This window comes from Serpentinicella sp. ANB-PHB4 (genome assembly GCF_031432315.1).
In the GTDB taxonomy this organism is placed as follows: domain Bacteria; phylum Bacillota; class Clostridia; order Peptostreptococcales; family Natronincolaceae; genus Serpentinicella.
Map to the genome: position 1 here is coordinate 40582 of NZ_JAVKGO010000009.1, position 19013 is coordinate 59594.

Consider the following 19013-nt stretch of genomic DNA (forward strand, 5'->3'; position numbering starts at 1 on the left):
CATTTTCAACTCAGTTCTAACATTCTTTTTAAAGCATCATGGGCTTTTACCCTCAATTCTTTGCTAAGGGTTATTTCATTTTCCTCGTTTACTAAAGCATTTCTAATGTCTTCAAGGGTTGTTTTTTTCATATTGGCACATATTAGCCCCGGAGATAGTGAAAAGAACCTTTTATCTGGGTTTTGTTCTTGGAGCATATGAAGCACACCTATTTCTGTTCCAATTACGAAAGTGTCCGCTTGAGAACTATTTGCATAATTAATAATTTGTGAGGTGCTCCCGATGAAGTCTGCTTCGTCTTGTATTTCTGGTTGACACTCAGGATGAATTAAAAACTTTGCCTCAGGATAGCACTCTCTTATCATCTTTGTTTCGGTTGCTTTAACTCTATGATGAACAATACAATAACCTTCCCAAAGTATTATTTGTTTTTCTGGTACTTGCTTTGCTATATATTGTCCTAAATTTTGATCCGGTACAAATAAGATTTTATCTGATGGTATATTTTTTATAATATTTACAGCGTTAGATGAAGTACAACATATATCACACTCTGCCTTTACTTCCGCAGATGTATTGACATAACAGACAATTGGTATGTTAGGATTATTCTTTTTGAACGCCTTTAACTGTTCTACCTCAACCATTTCTGCCATAGGACAGCCTGCATCCTTCACTGGTAATAAAATCTTTTTATCTGGTGCCAATATTTTTGCACTTTCTGCCATAAAATGAACACCACTTAATATGATTATTTCTTCCTTTGCTTTAGCAGCTTCCTGACTTAGTTTTAATGAGTCCCCTACAATATCTGCGATTTGTTGTATTTCTGGAATCTGATAATTATGAGCAAGTATAATTGCGTTTTTCTTCTCTTTTAGTTTTTTTATTTCATTAATAATTTTGTTATTATTCATAAAACACTATCCTTTCAAAATGTGTTTACATGTGTCTTGTCACTTTGTGGGTTAGTATATCATATTTTATTTACTCATACAATAGTGACAAAAATCTCCATGTCTATTAAACATGGAGATTTTTTATAGTTTAGCAAATTCACAACTAAATTTTTTCAAAGAAGTGGCTTAATAAATGTATAATCTATTCTTCAAACTTAATTTATATAGCCTCTAATATTAATACTTAAACTTTGAAATGCTTTGTTGCATGTCTTCTGCTAATTGTGCTAACGCTTCACTTGCACTAGCGATTTCACCCATTGATGCGGTCTGTTCTTCAACAGATGCAGAAGCTTCCTGCGTTCCTGCTGCATTTTCTTCCGCAACTGCGGCTAAATTTTGCATAACATTAGCCAATTCATTTTTCATTTTATCCATAGCCTCTACTGAACTAACTGATTTACTAACAGTATCTTTAACATTTTCTATTTGCATAGAAATGCCCTCAAATTTCTTTTCTGTTACATCAACACTACTTACTTGCTCTTCTATAATTGTTAAAACCTCTTGCATTGTTTTAACAGAATTTTGTGAATTTCTTTGTAACACTTTTAACATATTGTCAATATCCTTTACTGAACGAGTTGATTGTTCTGCTAGTGTTCTTATTTCCTCTGCCACTACTGCAAATCCTTTGCCTGCTTCTCCGGCCCTGGCCGCTTCAATTGCTGCGTTTAGTGCTAATAAGTTTGTTTGTTCTGCTATACTTTCAATTAATCGACTTGCTTCATTTATTTTTTCAGCGCTCTGATTTGTATCAATAGTAGATTGATAAATGGCTTTTATTGCTCTATCACTATCTTTGGTTTTATTAATTAATAACTTAATATTTTCTACGCCATCGTCCTTAAGCTCTGTCAACTCGTTCGTTGCATTTGTTATTTGTGCCATATCTTCTAGATCTTCTTCTATAATTGAGCTTAATTCCACTGTTTTAGACACGCCACCTTCAGTGTCTTTAGCTTGTTCATTTGCACTTAGTGCTATCTCCTCAATCGTTCTAGCAACTTCATCTGCTGCCGTAGACGATTGGTGACTTGTAGCTGTTAATTCCTCAGAAGATGAAGCAACCTGTTGAGAAATATTTGTAACTTGTCTTAAAAATTCTCTTAAATTCTCCATAACAGTTTGTATAGAGAAAGCTAATAATCCAACCTCATCTTTCCTTTTAGTGAATTTGCTTGGCACATTCTCTGTAATATCCAAAGCGGCAATTTTATCTGCATAGGAAATTGTTTTTATGATAGGATTACAGATAGAATTTCCTATTAAATAGGAAATTGTTATACTTATAACTAAAATAATTAAAGCTATTATTATAATATTTCTTTGTAATCTAGGAAGTGCAGAAAGTACCTCATCCTGATTTGCTACAGTGACAATTATCCATTCGCTACCTTCTATTGGTGCGTATGCTGAGTATAAGTTATCTGATCCAAAGGAATAAGCATTAATACCTCTTTTTTCATCAATTACTCTACTAACATGATTTGCTACAGATTCAATTGAAGGATTGTCTTTTACATCTTCAATTGGATTCCATTGGTTAAATACATGGTCTCTATTAGGATGTGCTACCACTGTACCCTCATGATTGATCATATAGGCATAACCTTGTTCACCTATACCTAAGCCGTCCGTAACATTGCTCAGTGCAACTCCATCTCTTCTTCCAATGAGCACGCCTACCACACTACCGTCTCTTTCTATAGGAACGGCATACATCATGACAATTTCATTTGTAAGTGCACTTACTATTAGATCTGACACATTTGCTTCACCATTAAAAGCCAGTTGTATGTAGTTTCTATCACCTAGCTGTGCAGTATCGCCATTATTATAATAAGCTGTACCATCAGGAGTAACAATACCAAGTGCAAGAAAATTTGATCGTTCTGCTTGTCTTTGTAATATTGGTTGTTGTTGTTCCCAATCCATCCCTTCAATTTCTTCTGTTCTGGCTAAAACTTCTAAAGTTCTAATTTGTGTTTCTATACGACTTTCTGATAATCTAGCACCTTCAAAAGTTAACTGCTCTAAAGACTTTTCAACTTCATTACTAACTGCATTTCGAGTTGTATTTATAGATACTAAACTATATACCATGGATACAACTAAAATTAATATGGAAAAACATAAAATTAGATTCCATTTAATACTTTTCATGGTTTAGCCTCCTTATTTATATTTATATTTATTTTTGTATTGCAAATTAATACAACTTTCTATGGAATAAGACTATTTTACACAAAATATGCTTATTTTTTTGTCGAAGTTTGTGTTATATACATTCTTTTTTGAATTAGGCCTTTAGTACTAAATAGAATTCCATAAAAAAAGTGGCTCTCACCACTTTCCCTAGAAAACCCTAGGTTTCATTCGTCAACAGCGAAGCTGTCTGAGCACCTTCCTTACTACGAAGGGGATTTTCGCCTATACCCCTGTTTTTAATTGGTAAAAAAGTAGAACTTTCCTACTATATAAAAAAAAGAGGAATAACATCCTCTTTTTTTATAAATCTTTTATATTACTAATGTACAAACACTAACTTCCATTTCTTTTTCTTGCAACTTGTTTAACTGTGGCATTGCCTCTTTAAAATGTTTAGACTGCATATGCTGTTGCAGCGCTTGAGCACTTTCCCATTCTTCTATAAAAGAAAATTCCCGTTTGTTATTCACATCCTGAAAAAGCTCATAGGAAATACATCCTTGTTCTTTTCTAGTCTCTGCGACTAAAGGTCTTAAAATAGTTTTTAATTCCTCTTCCATGCCTTCATGAATTGTCATTTTGACAATTACCTTCACCATTATTTCACTTCCTTTTTAATTTATAGACTACTTTTTATTACGTTTATACACCATATATACTAAGATTGCAATAATACCCATTATAATCCCTAGGGGGAGTATAGTAAAAAAACCTAATAATAAACTTTCACCAAAGGAAATTATACTATTGATCGAGTTTAAAAAGTTCTCTTTTGCCCGAGACATAGTACTGGATTGTGTTGATAACACCTGTACTTCATCTGATTCTACCACTTGGAGGATTAACCGAATTGTTGAGAAGCTTATTTCTTTATCATAGTGCTTTAATTCAAGTGTCAATTCGTTTATTTTTCCTCTTATACGAGTAAGCTCTTTTTCTATTTTTAAAATGTCATCTACGGTTTCTGCCTGATCCAATATATCTCTTAATCGATCTTCTTGTAGCGTTAAATTAAGCATTTCATTTTCTGTATCATGGTACTTTTGAGTTGCATTTTCTCCTGTTATAATTTCCTCTACTACTTCTCCTTGTCCCTTAACTTCCCTAAAAATATTTAAAAATTGATCTTCTGGTATACGTATTTTTATTTCACCAGTTTTCAATTGATTCATTTCATTGCTATTGTTGTAAGTGCCTCTTGTGTAAATATTTGAATTTTCCACATATCCATTACTGTTTTCTACTTTCCTTATAATATTTCCATATGCCAGGTCAAAAGCATCTACTTCTAATGTTATCTTCCCTTGCTTGATAATTTTCATATTCCCAGCAACGACTTCATCTACAGTATCTTCAATTCTTGTTTCAGTTTCATATTGAGATTCTATATTTTTATCTAATAGGTTATTATTCTCAATGCTTGGACCTATCTGTTCACTGCCTAAGCCACTTATTTCAGATTGCTCTTGAGCAATTCCTAAGTCATATCCTTCTTTAACAGTTAAGTGATCCATTGCTGAAATAGCCCCTATTAATATAACAACTGCTGCAGCTACACTAAAGTACTTTTTAGTTGTTCTTCTCTTTGTTCTCGTATTTTCTTTCAGTAACTTATCATGTAATTGTTCATTAAATCCTTCTGGTACATCTACTTCCTCAATTTCATTAAGACTATCAATCATTAACTTATAGTTTTGAAAATATATACTACACTCATCGCACTCATTAACATGCTTTTCAAATACCTTCTTTTCTTCTTTGCTCAGCATACCATCCATATAATCAGATATAAGTTCTAATACTTTTTCGCAGGTCATTGTTTTCCCTCCCTTCAATTCGTTTTAAAAACTACTTTTCGATTAATTATTGTTTTTAAATGGGCCCTTCCACGACTAATTCGTGATTTCACTGTTCCTTCAGAGCATTTTAACATCGTAGCGATTTCTTTATAGCTAAAGCCTTTTATATCCCTTAAAATTATAACCGTTCTATGATCTAATGCTAATTCGTTAATTGCACTGTGAATATGCTGCTTTATTTCTTTTTTTTCTAATACGTTTTCTGGGGTATTAGTATTATCCGGAACTTCTCTTTGCATCTGATTTTCATCCCTTTTATCTAAATACACTACATTTTTATTCTTATTTTTTCTCAAATAATCAACACCTGTGTTCGTTACAATAGAATAAAGCCATGTTGAAAAACTACTTTCTTCTTTAAATTTAGGTATTGCTTTATATGCCTTTATAAGGGCTTCTTGTGTTACATCATTAGCATCTTCAATATTTCCTAACATGCGGTATGCAATATTTAAAGCTTTTTTTTGATATATACCAACCAAAGCTTCAAAGCTTTTTATATCACCTGATTTTGACTTTTTTATTAGCTCTTTCTCTTCCAAAAAACATTCACCTCCACCCTCATATAATTTAGACGTTATTCAAACTTTTTTGTTCCTCGCTTCTTAATAAACAACAAAAAAACATAGGATCAATAAATTTTTTCCCATGTTTAGTACAAATTCTAATTTATCCAGTACATTTACGCTTTTGCTGATCTCTTTTCCAATCTAGGTATGTGTTTAGTGTTGGTAGATAATCTAATAATCCATTGTTTTTATACTGGATTTTAAACTCCTCTGGAAGTACTGTGTAGGATATTGACTTTTTCCCATTAGTTATAATATCAAGAATAATATGAATTGGTATGAGATAAAAACTATCCACTTTTTTATAATGCACAATTAAAAAAGCTAATCCTTTTTGTTCCTCAAACGCCTTCATAAACTCAATTTGATGATCATGTATGTTTTTTAAAGGTATACTTTTATTTTGGGTTTCCTTTGCATCAAATGCAACACCAATTCCTTGAATCAACCCCATAAAGTCTACTGTTGATTTTTTATCAAAGAAGGCCTTAGTAATTATGCCTTTATCTATCTCTGTTACTTTTATTGGCGTATGAATCTTATCAACTAGACCTAGTCCTTGGCGCTTATAAAATTCGTGGGTTGTTTCCAATAGCAATTCTAGTGCATCACCTCTATGCCCTAATGTTCGCCAAGCTGTCATTTAGCCAGCCCCCTTTAGTTTCATTATATTATTTTTATCTAATAAAAGAATATACCATATTGCCTGTATCTGCAATATGGTATGAAAGGATGTAGTATTTTTACAACTTATTTTCAGATTTGAACTTTTCAACAATATCTCTTATCTCTGTATCTTTTACTTCTTCAGTCTCTTGTAAATATTTGTTTATCATTTCAAATATTTTATCTACTTGATCATAGTTTAAATTTATATACCAGTCTTCATCAATGTTACTGCTTAAGATATCCTGTGCTTCATTGATACTAGCATCAGGATTTTTCTTTAGCAAAGTTTCATAAATTTTTCGCCCTATCTCTTCATACACTTCCCATGCATAAATTTCAAATCGACTTTTTTCTTTCGTTTTGTAGATTATAAAAATAATAGCAGCAATTACAAAGATAATTAGTAAAGTATATCTAATCATATTTTTCTCCTTTTCAAGGAAATTTTTTATTAGTACTATTATTAATAAAAGGAGTATTTATTAAACAATATTTTTATAATCTTTGTTATCTAGATGATTAATTCACCACTTTTATTTGATAAATATCAACAAACTTTAATTTAGTCTAATACAAAGACCTCATGTTAACCATTGCTATAAACAGAGTAAATATTTATTTTTTTATACATACACACATTTTTTCTAAAAAAATATTATATATTATAGCTAATTTTTGATGAGCTTAAATTATATTTTAAAGGAAGGTGTCATTTATGAGCGATGTTACACAAAAAAGTTTTCTAGGTGGTTTGTTTGGTGGCCAAAGTAGCTTATTGTTCTTTTTCTTATTACTTGTAATTATTTTCTGTAATTGTAGCTTATTTGCAGGCTCTGGAGATAGTCTATTGTTCTTCTTCTTATTACTTGTAGTTTTATTTACTGGTAGCGGCTTATTTATATAATTTTTTCATAATAAATTCCTCTGGTCTTCTTCATACACCATTTAACCCCTTATAACATACTGTATATTAAGACTAGGATATAGTCTTAATTTAAATAAGGGGGATTGTTTATGAGCCAAAAAAGTGTATTAGGTGGTATTTTTGGTGGTCAAAGCAGCTTACTATTTTTCTTCTTGTTACTAGTCATCATATTCTGTAACTGTGGTATTTTTAGAGGATCAAGCGATAGCTTGTTATTCTTCTTCTTACTACTTGTTCTTCTATTTGGTGGCAGAGGATTATGGGGCTACTAAAGGGTTAACGCTAAAAGACTTGGTGTTTTTTATAACACCAAGTCTTTTTACTTTATATTAAATCTACATAGTTTTAAAAACTTAGCTTCATTGAACTTTTAATATATATATGTTACGATATACTCTAAACGATATATTTTATATGTAAAGAAAGGGGTTATTTATGTTTTTTAAAAAGAAAATGTTGTTTACGGTTGTAGCATTAATTGGTATCCTTCTACTTGGATGTTCGCCCCAAGAAAGTGATGATTTTTTAGGTGAGTATACTGGCACTGTTGTTGCAAAGGTTAATGGTGTTAATATTGGTGCTGATCTATTACAAGATACGTTTGAAAGTATGAAATTAAGATATGAAACAGAAGGAATGGACTTTGATAGTGAAGAAGGTCAAGAGGCTTTAGAGTATCTACAAGAAATGGCACTTGATCAACTAGTACAAGAAGAAGTGCTGGTACAAGCTTCAAAAGAGGTTGTATCTGATGATGCATTAGACGAACGTCTAAACGAAATTAAATCCCAATTTCCATCGGAAGATGAATATTTAGAAATTTTAGAAACGCAAGGTATTACGGAAGAATTTGTTGTTCAAAATCTTCGAATTGAATTATTTATGGAAAAACAACTATCAGATATCACTGTTACTGATGAAGAATTAGAAGCGGCTTATGATCTTTATATACTACAAGCTGAACAAGCTGATGAAGAAGTATTAAGCTTTGAGGAAATAAAGGCTAACCTTGAACACTATAAAATACAAGTTAAACAACAAGACCAATTTGAAGCTATTATCGAAAATCTAATGGAAGAAAGCGAAATAGAAAAATTTATATAAAAAAATGAGCGAAATTATGTATACATAGTTTCGCTCATTTTTTATGCACTATAGCTTTATTTCACCACGCTGAATTCGTTTAGATAAATCTTTTATTTTTTCTTCTATTATTCTTGCTGTTTTAATAAACGCTTCATCTTCTTCCCCAGAAGGATCTTCAAGTCCCCAGTCTTCTTCATTTTTTGATGGTAAGAAAGGGCATACTACGTTACAACCCATTTTTATAACGATATCAACCTCTGGAATATCACTTAGTAATTTTGACTTTTGTGTTTTATTCATGTCTATGTCATATAGATCCTTAACAATCCTTACCGCATCTTGATTAATTTGAGGCCTTAACTCTGTTCCAGCAGAATAGGATTCAAACACATCACTTGCTAGTGCTTTCCCTAAAGCTTCTGCCATCTGGGAACGACAGGAGTTATGCACACATATAAATCCAACCTTTGGTTTCATTTTAATTATCCTCCCGTACCTATAATGTTGATGGATCTTTAAACCAATGTCTTGTACCATTTGCTATTCTAACTAAAGCTAGCATGACTGGTACTTCGACTAAAACTCCTACTACAGTGGCCAATGTTGCGCCAGAGTCTAAACCAAATAATGAAATAGCCACAGCTACGGCTAACTCGAAAAAATTACTCGCGCCTATCATACTTGCTGGTGATGCCACATCATGGGGTAAATTCCAAGCCTTAGACCATCCATACGCAAGGGCAAAAATAAAGAATGTCTGAATAGTTAATGGTATTGCAATTAATAAAATGTGTAGCGGATTACTTAATATAACTTCTCCTTGGAATGTAAAAATGATGATTAAGGTCAATAATAAACCAGCAATTGTTACATGATCAAACTTCTTAAGAAATACATTTTCAAAGTAATCTAAGCCTTTATACTTGATAATATACGTTCTTGATAAATACCCCCCTACTAATGGTATAACAATAAATAAAAATACAGATAAGAATAATGTGTCATAGGGCACGAAGACATCAGTAACCCCTAATAATAGGGCAACTATTGGTGTAAAGGCAACTAATAATATTAGGTTATTCACCGCAACCTGTACCAAAGTATATGCTGGATCTCCTTTAGTTAAGTGACTCCATACAAATACCATAGCCGTACATGGGGCTGCTCCTAATAATACTGCCCCTGCTAAGTAATCATCTGCTAAAGATGCGGGGATGATATTTTGAAAAACAATTTTAAAGAAAAATGCCGCTATTAGATACATCGTAAAAGGTTTGATTAACCAGTTTACTGTACATGTTAAAATAAGTCCCTTTGGTTTCTTTGTAGCTTCTACAATACTTGAAAAATCAATTTTAAGCATCATAGGATAAATCATTAGCCAAATCAAGATAGCTACGGGAATAGAAACATTTGCATATTCAAACTGACTTAGTACATCGGGTACAATTGGTAAAAACTGTCCAATTGCCACTCCTATTACTATACACAATGCCACCCAAAGGGTTAAGTACTTACCGAAAATACCTAATTCTGCACCTTTTTGTTTTTTTTCTGACATTTTTACTCACACTCCTTTTTACTAACTACTATATTATTATTTAAATTATTTACTAAATTATCATTTATAAAGTGCCATACTAAAGCTAATTTCTCTTTATTAATAGAATAATGCATCCATCTTCCACTTTTTCTAACGTTAACAACCCCTACTTGTTGAAGAACCTTCATATGATGGGATATTGTCGGTTGTGTCAAGTTGAGCTGATCTTGTATATCACAGGCACAATGCTCAGCGCCTGAAATAATTTGTAATATCTTAAGTCTATTTTCATCGGCTAACGCTTTAAATATCTCTACATATTCTTTCATTTATTCACCTCATTTACATTCATATATTTATATGTGTCTATGTATACTATATAACAATACATTGACAATCGTCAATGTATTGTTATATTTTATTTAAATATTGTATAACCTCTCATTTAGTGCTTTCTTTTATTAACATCTTTTTTTCTTAGTTTTTTCATTTCTTCAAACTGCCACTGATCAGGATTGGTTACTCCATAAATTACTTGACTATGTCCTATGGCATAGCCTATTATACTTCCTAATGTTGCTGGTACACCTAACCGTAGTCCTACCATTTCTACTAACATTACAGCTGCTGCTACTGGTACATTTGCAACACTAGCAAGACTAGCAGCCATGCCTGCAATTACTAAAGAAGATGATAATCCGATGTCTCCTACCCCAATAATGGTGGCAACACTATTTCCTGCAATTGCACCTATAAATAATGATGGAATGACTAACCCGGCACTTCCACCAGATGCAACTGTCAAGGATGTGGCAATTATCTTTCCTATAAAAAGTGCCAACAGCATACTCAAAGGTAAGACTGTGTCTATCATTTCTTGTATAATACTTGTCCCTGTACCACTAACCTTTGGTACTATAATCAGAATAACTCCTACTAATAATCCTCCGATTAGTGGATGTATTGGTCTAAGCGGTGCTTTCTTAAAAATATTTTGTATTTTTGAAAAAACACCCATAAAAATTAGCGATAATATCCCAGCTAAAATAGCAGCCAACACAAAGAATGGTACATTATATACATTTGGCAGATAATCAGGTATGTTAAAAAGAGGTGTGGATTTTGAAATCATACTATAGACAACAAATCCCATTGTTGAAGATAACATGGCTGGAAATAAATCCGAATAATGCAATGATGATCGATATAGTATCTCAACGACAAATATACCACCACCTAAAGGAGATCTAAATATTGCACCTATTGCACCAGCAGCTCCGCATATAATTAACGTTCTTCTGTCATGTTTATCAAGTAAATTTTTAAAAACAGGCAATTTACTAATACCATTTGATAACCCTCCACCAATAACCAACATTGGCCCTTCGACCCCACCACTACCTCGAAACCCTAAGGTAATCGCTGTACTAATTAATTTAGTAAAGGAAGATTTATACTCTAACTGATCTTTTTTTAAATTAATTGTACTAATATATCGATCAGTACCAAATCCAGCTGCTGAACGATCTCTAATATAAATTAAGGACAATAACCCGCCTCCAATAGCAGGTGCTATCCACAAAGGTACACTTTTACTTAATTCACTGGTTAATTCAATAGATTTTTGCAATGCTACAGCTGACAACCCACCACCTATTCCCACTAGCGTGGCAATAAGAATCCACTTCATCATATACTTACCTACGTACTCAAAAATATTTTTCATCAGCTTTACTCCTAATTTTAGGTTTGTAATTTTTACTCAAACTGTATAATAACGTACAATATAAAGTTGGTCAATCTTAAATATAAAGTAAAATAATTCTGAATTATTACTAAGATTATGCGTAATACTATTTATAATATACAGTAAACCAGATAATGAGGCATTCGTAGTGCCTTAGTTATTTATAAGAGATAATGTAGGTAATTTCATAATAAACTTAAAGAACTTAAATATGCCTTCCTTTTCTTTAAAATAAATTTTAAAACAGAATGTTATGCACATTCTGTTTTTATTACTTATCATTAATTTTATTCTAGTAGTTCTGATACAGGCACAATTTTAACGCCTTTATTTTCAAATTCATGGATCATATCCTTTATGCCTTTGGCAGTAACTGTTCCACCTTCTGGCCCTACATGCCCAATTCCTATGGCTTTACCATTCTCCATAGCTAAATCTTTTAGTTGTTGTAGCTGGTTCTTTATACTATTATAGTCTTTATTATTATCAATAAATACATCTCTTGTCCGTACTGACACCCCATGTGCTTTAGCTACTTCTTCTACTACTGATTTTGAGCTAGTTCTACTATCAACAATATACATATTATGTTCTTTTAAAACCTCTATAATTGCAGTCATTATTCGTAGATCTTCAGTTGCTTTTGAACCCATATGATTATTTAATCCCACAGCAAAAGGAACTTCTTCAATTGCTTCTCTTAAAATACTTTTTATCTCATCTGTACTTAAATCTGTTGTAATACCTTTTTCTCCTAACCATTTAGGATTACCAGTATGAGGCTGCATTGGTAGATGGATAATAACTTCATGCCCTAATGAGTGAGCTAGTTTTGCCTCCTCCTTAGAATAAGGCATAAATGGCATAATAGCACAAGTTAATGGTGCTTTTATTTCCGTTAACATTTTTTCTGTTCCTTCCCCATTGTTTCCAAAATCATCTATTACAATTGCAGCCTGTGGTCCAATATTATTATAAAATGTGATAACACTTACTTTCAATTTGCAAATAGGATAATTAATTCCAAGAATTATTGCTAATATCAATACTAATATTAATAAGTTCTTCTTTTTTGATTTAATTATTTTTTTTAACTTTTTCATTTACATACCTCTTTTTTAGAAAATAATTAATTTGATTTGCTTAATATTTACTGTACTTACACTTAGATCATCACATTGATCATTAAAAACAATTTATAAATTCTAGACTAAAAAATCCTGTTTAAAAAGTACTTAATTTTTAGAATGAATAATTTAATGAATAAAAACAAAAGATATATGTGCAACACTATTTTAATTCATATTAGGAGGTATTTAGTAATGTCAGAAGAAAGAAATCCAAATAGAACGCAAGACGCTCCAAGTTGGGGAAGGCTTATTTTAAGATTTATTATATCAGCTATTGTAGTTGGTATTGCAGCATTTATTACTCCTGGTTTTCAAATTGATGGGTTATGGGGTGTTCTATTAGCAGCTTTAGCTATTTCTATTGTTAACTACATTATAGAACGTGTTTTTAACTTCGATGCATCGCCTTTTGGTAGAGGAATAGCAGGATTTATTGTTGCTGCAATCGTAATTTACTTAAGCCAATTTGTAGTTGCTGCTATGCAGGTAAGTATTTGGGGAGCAATTATTGGTGCCCTTGTAATTGGTATAATTGATATGGTTATACCAGGAGAAACAATTTAATATATAATCCACATATTATAAACTTATTTCCACAGCATATGTGGATTGTTTGGTTAATATTTATGTCTAAAATAGTCGTCTTTACACTGTTTTAACAAAAGAATAGTTATTTATGCACATTATCCACAAAAACAATCCACATATGCTTATGGGTTATTTTCAAAGTATTTTTGAATTCCCATATATATTGCAAATGCGACTTTTTGTTGATATTCAGATGTTCCTAACAGTTTTTCTTCATTAGGATTAGATAAAAATCCACACTCTACAAGTGCTGTTGGTATATCTAATCCTTTTATTATATACACACCTTCTTTTTCTAGTGCAACTCGCTTGTTACCTTGATCTAACACATTTTTTAACTCTTCTTGTATTTTCTCAGCTAAATCTTTTCCTGTTGTACTTCCCTTAGGATAAAAAGTTTGTGCGCCATAGTATTTTGTTTGTGGAAAACTATTTAAATGAATTGTAACAAATATATCAGGTTGAGCATTAGTCACTACTGCCCTTCTATTTCTTAAATCTTCATTTTTCTTCTGTCTAATACTCCCACCTTCAGAATACAAACCATAATCATCATTTCGGGTCATGATTACAACTCCGCCATCTTGTTCAAGGTACTCTTTTAAATATTGTGAAATTGATAAATTTATATTCTTTTCCTTTATCCCGCTTTTACCTATTGCTCCAGGATCTACGCCACCATGTCCTGGATCTATAACAATTACTTTTGTTGTAACAGGCATAAGACACGGCTCAGATGGCTCAGATCTTATATAAATTAACTTATTAATAGCAAGAAATAGCAAGAAAACACAAAGCAAGGCACAAAGCAAGGCACACACAATGTAATATATCCACTTTTTTTCTACAACAATAAATTTCATTATACCACCCCGATTTTTTTCCATACTTACTTATTTATATGTAAAGTTTTATCTATAGTTTACAATTAAATTACTAATCACTAACTATTTATCGACAGTATTTTTTATATTTCCCGGGAAAACACCCTAATATTTCAAATATTAGAAGTATAAAAATAAACTATATAATTGCGCTTTTATTTTCTTAATATTTAGGAGTATATGAGGTATTAATAAGAAAGTTGCTGCTTAGAATGTACTTAATTCCTGTCTTATAGAATTAGAAATGATTTTAACAGTCCTTACGCCCTTAACCTTTAAGTAGACTTACAAATTCAAAGTTAAGGGTAATGATTTTAGTATATAAAAAAAGACCCTCATGTAATAATGGAGCAGAATATAACCCACTCAGCGATTAAAAAAGAGTCAAAAACGAAAAAATCCTCCTTTATAATCTTTTGAGGACTTTAATATAATCTAATAATTTATGTTAATTGTAGATGTTTTTTAGTCATTTTTATAGATTTTTATAAAATAAAACTCCCCAAATTCTTATAATTTGGGGAGTTTTGTATATACAACATATTATCTTTTTGAGAATTGTGGCGCTCTACGTGCTGCTTTAAGACCGTATTTTTTACGTTCTTTCATTCTAGCATCTCTAGTTAGGTAACCAGCTTTTTTAAGTGGAGCTCTTAAAGCCTCATCAGACTTAATTAGAGCTCTTGCAATACCATGTCTTAATGCTCCTGCTTGACCAGTAAATCCTCCACCGTTAACTGTTGCAATAACATCAAACTTTCCTAATGTTTCTGTAAGGGTAAGTGGTAACTTTACTTCTCTTCTTAAAGTCTCATAGTCTAAGTACTCTTCGATATCTCTTTTATTTATTGTGATGTTCCCATCTCCTGGTACTAATCTAACTCTTGCAATTGATTTTTTTCTTCTTCCTGTTCCATAGTAGGCAACTTTCGCCATATTATTTTCCTCCTTTCAGGTTCACTTTTATAGTTCTATATTTTCTGGCTTCTGAGCTTGATGATTATGTGTTGATCCTCTATATACATTTAATTTTTTAATCATTTGTCTTCCTAGTCTTGTTTTTGGTAACATACCTTTAACAGCATTTTGCACTAACATTTCAGGTTTTTCTTCAAGCATTCTTCTATATGAGATTTGTCTTAATCCACCTGGATGACCAGTGTGATAAGTGTAGAATTCTTGATCTAACTTCTTACCTGTTAATGCTACTTTTTCTGCATTTAAAATAATTACAAAATCTCCACAATCTACATGTGGTGTGTATTCTGGTTTATGCTTACCTCTTAATATTTTGGCAACTTCAGAACTTAAGCGTCCTAATGATTTGCCTTCTGCATCAACAATATACCATTTTTTTTCAACTTCATTTGGCTTTGCCATATATGACTTCATCATTTTCCCTCCTCGATAAATATTACATCTTGTAAAAGTTCTTACGTTCATTTATATGCTCAAGATCCGGGGCTGTGGATCATTGTTTACGCACACTAATTTATTTTAATACAATGTGCCACGTGTGTCAAGTCAGTAAAATACTTTATCTAAAAATAAACCTTGGGGTGGTGCTTTATGTCCTGCAGCTTTTCTATCTTTCATATTCAAAATTTTCTCTAGCTGCTTAATATCTTTTTTACCAATACTCATTTCTACTAAAGTACCTACTATGTTCCTGACCATATTATATAGAAATCCATTACCATGGAAACTTAGTATAATCATATTTCCTACTTGTTCTACTTGTATATTATAAATGGTTCTAACTGTATTTTTTGCAGTACTACCACTTGTTACAAAGCTTTTAAAGTCATGTGTTCCTTCTAGAATCCTTGTACCTTCTTTTATAATGTCAATATTGATTTTGGGGGATACGTGGTAGCTATAGTTAAACATCAGTGGACTTCTAGTAGTGTTATTATAAATTTTATAGATATATCTTTTACTAACAACGTTATACCTAGCATGAAATGTAAGCGGAACTTCTTTTACATTTAGGATAGCAATGTCATTTGGTAAAAATTTATTGATCACTTTCTTAAATCCCTCTACGGGTATTGGGTAGTCCATATAAAAGTTGGCCACTTGCCCTTTGGCATGTACTCCAGCATCTGTTCTTCCTGATGCATGCATTTTTACTTCTTGATTGGTAATCTTTTTTATAGCTTTCAATACTTCGGCTTGTACTGTATTGGCATTTTGCTGAATTTGCCATCCCGAATAGTTTGTCCCATCATATTCAATTTCAACCATAATATTTCTCATCATATCTACTCCATTGTCAATCCATACTCTATACAGTTCTAATGTAAATAATAATAGTTAATAGCATTATTGCCACTAAAATGCTTGTGTAATCTTTCGTTTCCATTTTTAAAACTTTCATTCTGGTACGATTTTCACCACCACGGTAACACCGTGCTTCCATAGCCATAGCTAGATCGTCTGCTCTTCTAAAAGCACTTATAAAAAGTGGCACTAGTAAAGGTACTAAACTTTTTGCTCTACTAATAATGTTACCGCTTTCAAAATCTGCTCCTCTTGCAATCTGGGCCTTCATTATTTTGTCAGTTTCCTCTAACAGTGTAGGTATAAATCTAAGGGCTATTGTCATCATCATTGCTAGTTCATGGGCTGGAACCCCAATTCTTTTAAATGGTTTTAATAAATATTCAATACCATCTGTTAGTTGTATAGGTGTTGTTGTTAACGTTAATAGTGAAGTACCCATAACTAATAATATAAGCCTCAAAGCCATAAAAGTAGCTTGATATAAACCTTGTTGAGTTATACTGATGCGACCAATACTGTATATAACTTCACCAGATGTCATAAATATATTTATGATAAAAGTAATTAGAATTATATATTTTAAAGGTTTTAGACCTTTAATAAGAAACTTAGGTGGTATTTTGGAAATAGAAACCACGAGTAATATAAATCCTATAATAAATCCATAACTGACAAAACGATCTACTAAAAACAATCCTAGTATAAGTGAAAATGTAATTAATAGCTTCGTTCTAGGATCTAATTTATGAATAAGTGACCCGGTGGGATAGTATTGTCCAATTGTAATGTCCTTAAGCATGTCCTTTTCCCCTTATCCAATTTAAAATCTCGTCCTTTGCTTCCTTTACTGTTAGTACATTATTGCTGACAGGCTTATTATTGTTTTTTAGCTTAGTCATTAATTCTGATACTTGTGGGACGCCAAGACCAATAGATGTAAGTTTACTAGAATTTTTAAATATATCTCTTGGTGTGCCATCTAACTCTATTTTTCCTGCATGCATAACAATTATTCTTTCAACATATTTAGCTACATCCTCCATACTATGGGATACAAGAATAATCGTCATATTATATTTTCTATGTAGCAGACTTATTTGTTCTAATATTTCATCCCTACCTTTAGGATCCAAACCCGCTGTTGGTTCATCAAGTATTAATATTTCAGGTTTCATCGCTAATATTCCCGCTATTGCTACCCGACGTTTTTGTCCACCACTTAACTCAAAAGGAGATCTATTCTTAATTGCTTCATAATCTAAATTAACCTGGCTCATTGATTCTATCACACGTTTGTTTATTTCTTCTTCTCTTAAGCCTTGTTTTAAAGGACCATATGCAATATCCTTAAATACTGTTTCTTCAAACAATTGATACTCAGGGTATTGAAATACTAATCCTACTTTTTTACGTACTTCAGACAACTTTATCTCCTTGTCAGAAGTATCCTTGCCTTTTATAAATACCTTTCCTGATGTAGGATATAATAAGCCATTTAAATGCTGTATAAGCGTTGATTTTCCTGAACCAGTATGCCCAATGAGTCCTACAAATTCACCAGATTTTATTTCAAGATTCAAATTATCTAGTGCCTTTGATTCATATGGAGATTTAGGGTTATAAATATGTGTTAGGTTTTCTAATTTAATTGACATAAATGCATCACCATCTCATCAACAGTTAATATATCCTCAGGCAAGTTGACACCTGCTTCTATCAATTCATGCGCTAACTCTGTTACTTGGGGTACATCTAACCCAATGGACTTTAACGCTTTCACCTTGGAAAACACCTCACGTGGAAGCCCTTCTAATATAACTTGTCCCTCTTCCATAACAATAATGCGGTCCGCGTCAACTGCTTCTTCCATAAAATGTGTTATGTGTATAATTGTAATGTTTTCATCTTTGTTAAGTTTTCTAATAGTATCCATTACCTCTTTTCTTCCTGCTGGGTCAAGCATTGCAGTAGGCTCATCAAATATAATACAACTAGGTCTCATTGCTATTACCCCAGCTATTGCAACCCTTTGTTTTTGTCCACCTGAGAGCATGTGCGGTGCTTTGTTTCTAAACTCTAGCATCCCCACGGTATTTAAAGCTTCTTCTACTCTTATTTTTATCTCATTGGATTCTATCCCTAAATTTTCTGGACCGAAAGCCACATCTTCTTCGACTACAGTAGCAACTATCTGATTATCTGGGTTTTGAAACACCATACCAGCGGTCTCTCTTATTTCCCATAATAATTGACTATTCTTTGTATTGTTTCCCATAATATACACATCTCCAGATGTAGGTAATAACAATGCATTTAATAGCTTAGCTAATGTAGACTTTCCTGAACCATTATGTCCAATTATAACAACAAACTCACCTTGATTAATTTCTTTAGAAATTGAATTTAATGCTGTTGAGCTTTCATCGTTATCTGTGTATTTATAAGTTAAATCTTTAAACTTGATAATTTTATTCATTCTGTCACCCTTCTTCTCAATTAGCAATAGGAGGTACAATTATGCCCTGTTTTTATAACATAAATATATTTTATGCTATAA

Annotated in this window: 23 protein-coding genes; 4 read left to right on the forward strand and 19 right to left on the reverse strand. The window is 32.0% G+C overall.

Annotation, left to right across the window (positions count from 1 at the left end):
• Positions 1-5 precede the first annotated feature (5 nt).
• The 7 genes from nadA to RH915_RS08370 all read right to left on the reverse strand — a co-directional run bounded on the left by nadA (position 6) and on the right by RH915_RS08370 (position 6689).
• Positions 6-917 carry a quinolinate synthase NadA gene (gene nadA, locus RH915_RS08340; protein ID WP_310479267.1) on the reverse strand — a complete coding sequence of 304 codons (912 nt, stop codon included), beginning with the start codon at positions 915-917 and terminating at the stop codon, positions 6-8.
• Between the two features lie 219 nt (positions 918-1136).
• On the reverse strand, positions 1137-3125 hold the full coding sequence (locus RH915_RS08345) for a methyl-accepting chemotaxis protein (protein ID WP_310479268.1): 1989 nt from the start codon (positions 3123-3125) through the stop codon (positions 1137-1139).
• A gap of 356 nt (positions 3126-3481) precedes the next feature.
• Complete coding sequence (locus tag RH915_RS08350) at positions 3482-3769, reverse strand: putative quinol monooxygenase (RefSeq protein WP_310479269.1); 288 nt, start codon at positions 3767-3769, stop codon at positions 3482-3484.
• A 27-nt stretch (positions 3770-3796) separates the two neighbouring features.
• Positions 3797-4987, reverse strand: a complete 1191-nt coding sequence (locus RH915_RS08355; protein WP_310479270.1) for a DUF4349 domain-containing protein — start codon at positions 4985-4987, stop codon at positions 3797-3799.
• A 14-nt stretch (positions 4988-5001) separates the two neighbouring features.
• Positions 5002-5571: an RNA polymerase sigma factor gene (locus tag RH915_RS08360; RefSeq protein WP_310479271.1), complete on the reverse strand. Its 570-nt coding sequence runs from the start codon at positions 5569-5571 to the stop codon at positions 5002-5004.
• A gap of 127 nt (positions 5572-5698) precedes the next feature.
• Positions 5699-6241, reverse strand: a complete 543-nt coding sequence (locus tag RH915_RS08365) for a Holliday junction resolvase RecU (RefSeq protein WP_310479272.1) — start codon at positions 6239-6241, stop codon at positions 5699-5701.
• A 100-nt stretch (positions 6242-6341) separates the two neighbouring features.
• Complete coding sequence (locus tag RH915_RS08370; protein ID WP_310479273.1) at positions 6342-6689, reverse strand: hypothetical protein; 348 nt, start codon at positions 6687-6689, stop codon at positions 6342-6344.
• A gap of 293 nt (positions 6690-6982) precedes the next feature.
• Here RH915_RS08370 and RH915_RS08375 point away from each other — a divergent pair, with 293 nt between their 5' ends.
• The 3 genes from RH915_RS08375 (at position 6983) to RH915_RS08385 (ending at position 8296) form a co-directional block, all read left to right on the forward strand.
• Positions 6983-7171, forward strand: coding sequence for a hypothetical protein (locus tag RH915_RS08375; protein WP_310479274.1), 189 nt, complete (start codon positions 6983-6985; stop codon positions 7169-7171).
• A gap of 110 nt (positions 7172-7281) precedes the next feature.
• Entirely contained in the window at positions 7282-7464 is a 183-nt protein-coding gene (locus tag RH915_RS08380) for a hypothetical protein (protein ID WP_310479275.1), read from the forward strand.
• Positions 7465-7627: 163 nt separating this feature from the next.
• Positions 7628-8296 (forward strand): SurA N-terminal domain-containing protein, encoded by a 669-nt coding sequence (locus RH915_RS08385; RefSeq protein ID WP_310479276.1) that lies wholly within the window; start codon positions 7628-7630, stop codon positions 8294-8296.
• 48 nt (positions 8297-8344) lie between these two features.
• Here the strand turns inward: RH915_RS08385 and RH915_RS08390 are convergent, their stop codons facing one another.
• The 5 genes from RH915_RS08390 to RH915_RS08410 all read right to left on the reverse strand — a co-directional run bounded on the left by RH915_RS08390 (position 8345) and on the right by RH915_RS08410 (position 12671).
• On the reverse strand, positions 8345-8755 hold the full coding sequence (locus tag RH915_RS08390) for an arsenate reductase ArsC (RefSeq protein WP_310479277.1): 411 nt from the start codon (positions 8753-8755) through the stop codon (positions 8345-8347).
• Between the two features lie 19 nt (positions 8756-8774).
• Positions 8775-9839: an ACR3 family arsenite efflux transporter gene (gene arsB / locus RH915_RS08395; protein ID WP_310479278.1), complete on the reverse strand. Its 1065-nt coding sequence runs from the start codon at positions 9837-9839 to the stop codon at positions 8775-8777.
• A gap of 2 nt (positions 9840-9841) precedes the next feature.
• The gene (locus tag RH915_RS08400; RefSeq protein ID WP_310479280.1) at positions 9842-10150 is read right to left on the reverse strand and encodes an ArsR/SmtB family transcription factor; all 309 of its coding nucleotides are present in this window, start codon (positions 10148-10150) and stop codon (positions 9842-9844) included.
• 116 nt (positions 10151-10266) lie between these two features.
• Complete coding sequence (locus tag RH915_RS08405; protein ID WP_310479281.1) at positions 10267-11547, reverse strand: chloride channel protein; 1281 nt, start codon at positions 11545-11547, stop codon at positions 10267-10269.
• 308 nt (positions 11548-11855) lie between these two features.
• On the reverse strand, positions 11856-12671 hold the full coding sequence (locus RH915_RS08410) for a divergent polysaccharide deacetylase family protein (RefSeq protein WP_310479282.1): 816 nt from the start codon (positions 12669-12671) through the stop codon (positions 11856-11858).
• A gap of 219 nt (positions 12672-12890) precedes the next feature.
• Here RH915_RS08410 and RH915_RS08415 point away from each other — a divergent pair, with 219 nt between their 5' ends.
• A complete protein-coding gene (locus RH915_RS08415) occupies positions 12891-13262 on the forward strand; it encodes a phage holin family protein (RefSeq protein WP_310479283.1) in 372 nt (123 codons plus the stop codon).
• A 146-nt stretch (positions 13263-13408) separates the two neighbouring features.
• Here the strand turns inward: RH915_RS08415 and cwlD are convergent, their stop codons facing one another.
• The 7 genes from cwlD to RH915_RS08450 form a co-directional block, all read right to left on the reverse strand.
• The gene (gene cwlD / locus RH915_RS08420; protein ID WP_310479284.1) at positions 13409-14149 is read right to left on the reverse strand and encodes an N-acetylmuramoyl-L-alanine amidase CwlD; all 741 of its coding nucleotides are present in this window, start codon (positions 14147-14149) and stop codon (positions 13409-13411) included.
• A 564-nt stretch (positions 14150-14713) separates the two neighbouring features.
• Entirely contained in the window at positions 14714-15106 is a 393-nt protein-coding gene (rpsI, locus tag RH915_RS08425) for a 30S ribosomal protein S9 (protein ID WP_310479285.1), read from the reverse strand.
• Between the two features lie 27 nt (positions 15107-15133).
• The gene (rplM, locus tag RH915_RS08430; RefSeq protein ID WP_310479287.1) at positions 15134-15562 is read right to left on the reverse strand and encodes a 50S ribosomal protein L13; all 429 of its coding nucleotides are present in this window, start codon (positions 15560-15562) and stop codon (positions 15134-15136) included.
• 132 nt (positions 15563-15694) lie between these two features.
• Entirely contained in the window at positions 15695-16429 is a 735-nt protein-coding gene (truA, locus tag RH915_RS08435) for a tRNA pseudouridine(38-40) synthase TruA (protein ID WP_310479290.1), read from the reverse strand.
• A gap of 28 nt (positions 16430-16457) precedes the next feature.
• Positions 16458-17255 carry an energy-coupling factor transporter transmembrane component T family protein gene (locus RH915_RS08440; protein ID WP_310479291.1) on the reverse strand — a complete coding sequence of 266 codons (798 nt, stop codon included), beginning with the start codon at positions 17253-17255 and terminating at the stop codon, positions 16458-16460.
• Complete coding sequence (locus RH915_RS08445) at positions 17248-18111, reverse strand: energy-coupling factor transporter ATPase (protein WP_310479292.1); 864 nt, start codon at positions 18109-18111, stop codon at positions 17248-17250. Before RH915_RS08445 ends, RH915_RS08440 begins: the two co-directional genes overlap by 8 nt.
• Complete coding sequence (locus tag RH915_RS08450) at positions 18096-18932, reverse strand: energy-coupling factor transporter ATPase (RefSeq protein WP_310479293.1); 837 nt, start codon at positions 18930-18932, stop codon at positions 18096-18098. The genes RH915_RS08445 and RH915_RS08450 overlap by 16 nt, the downstream gene beginning before the upstream one ends.
• Between the last annotated feature and the right edge of the window lie 81 nt (positions 18933-19013).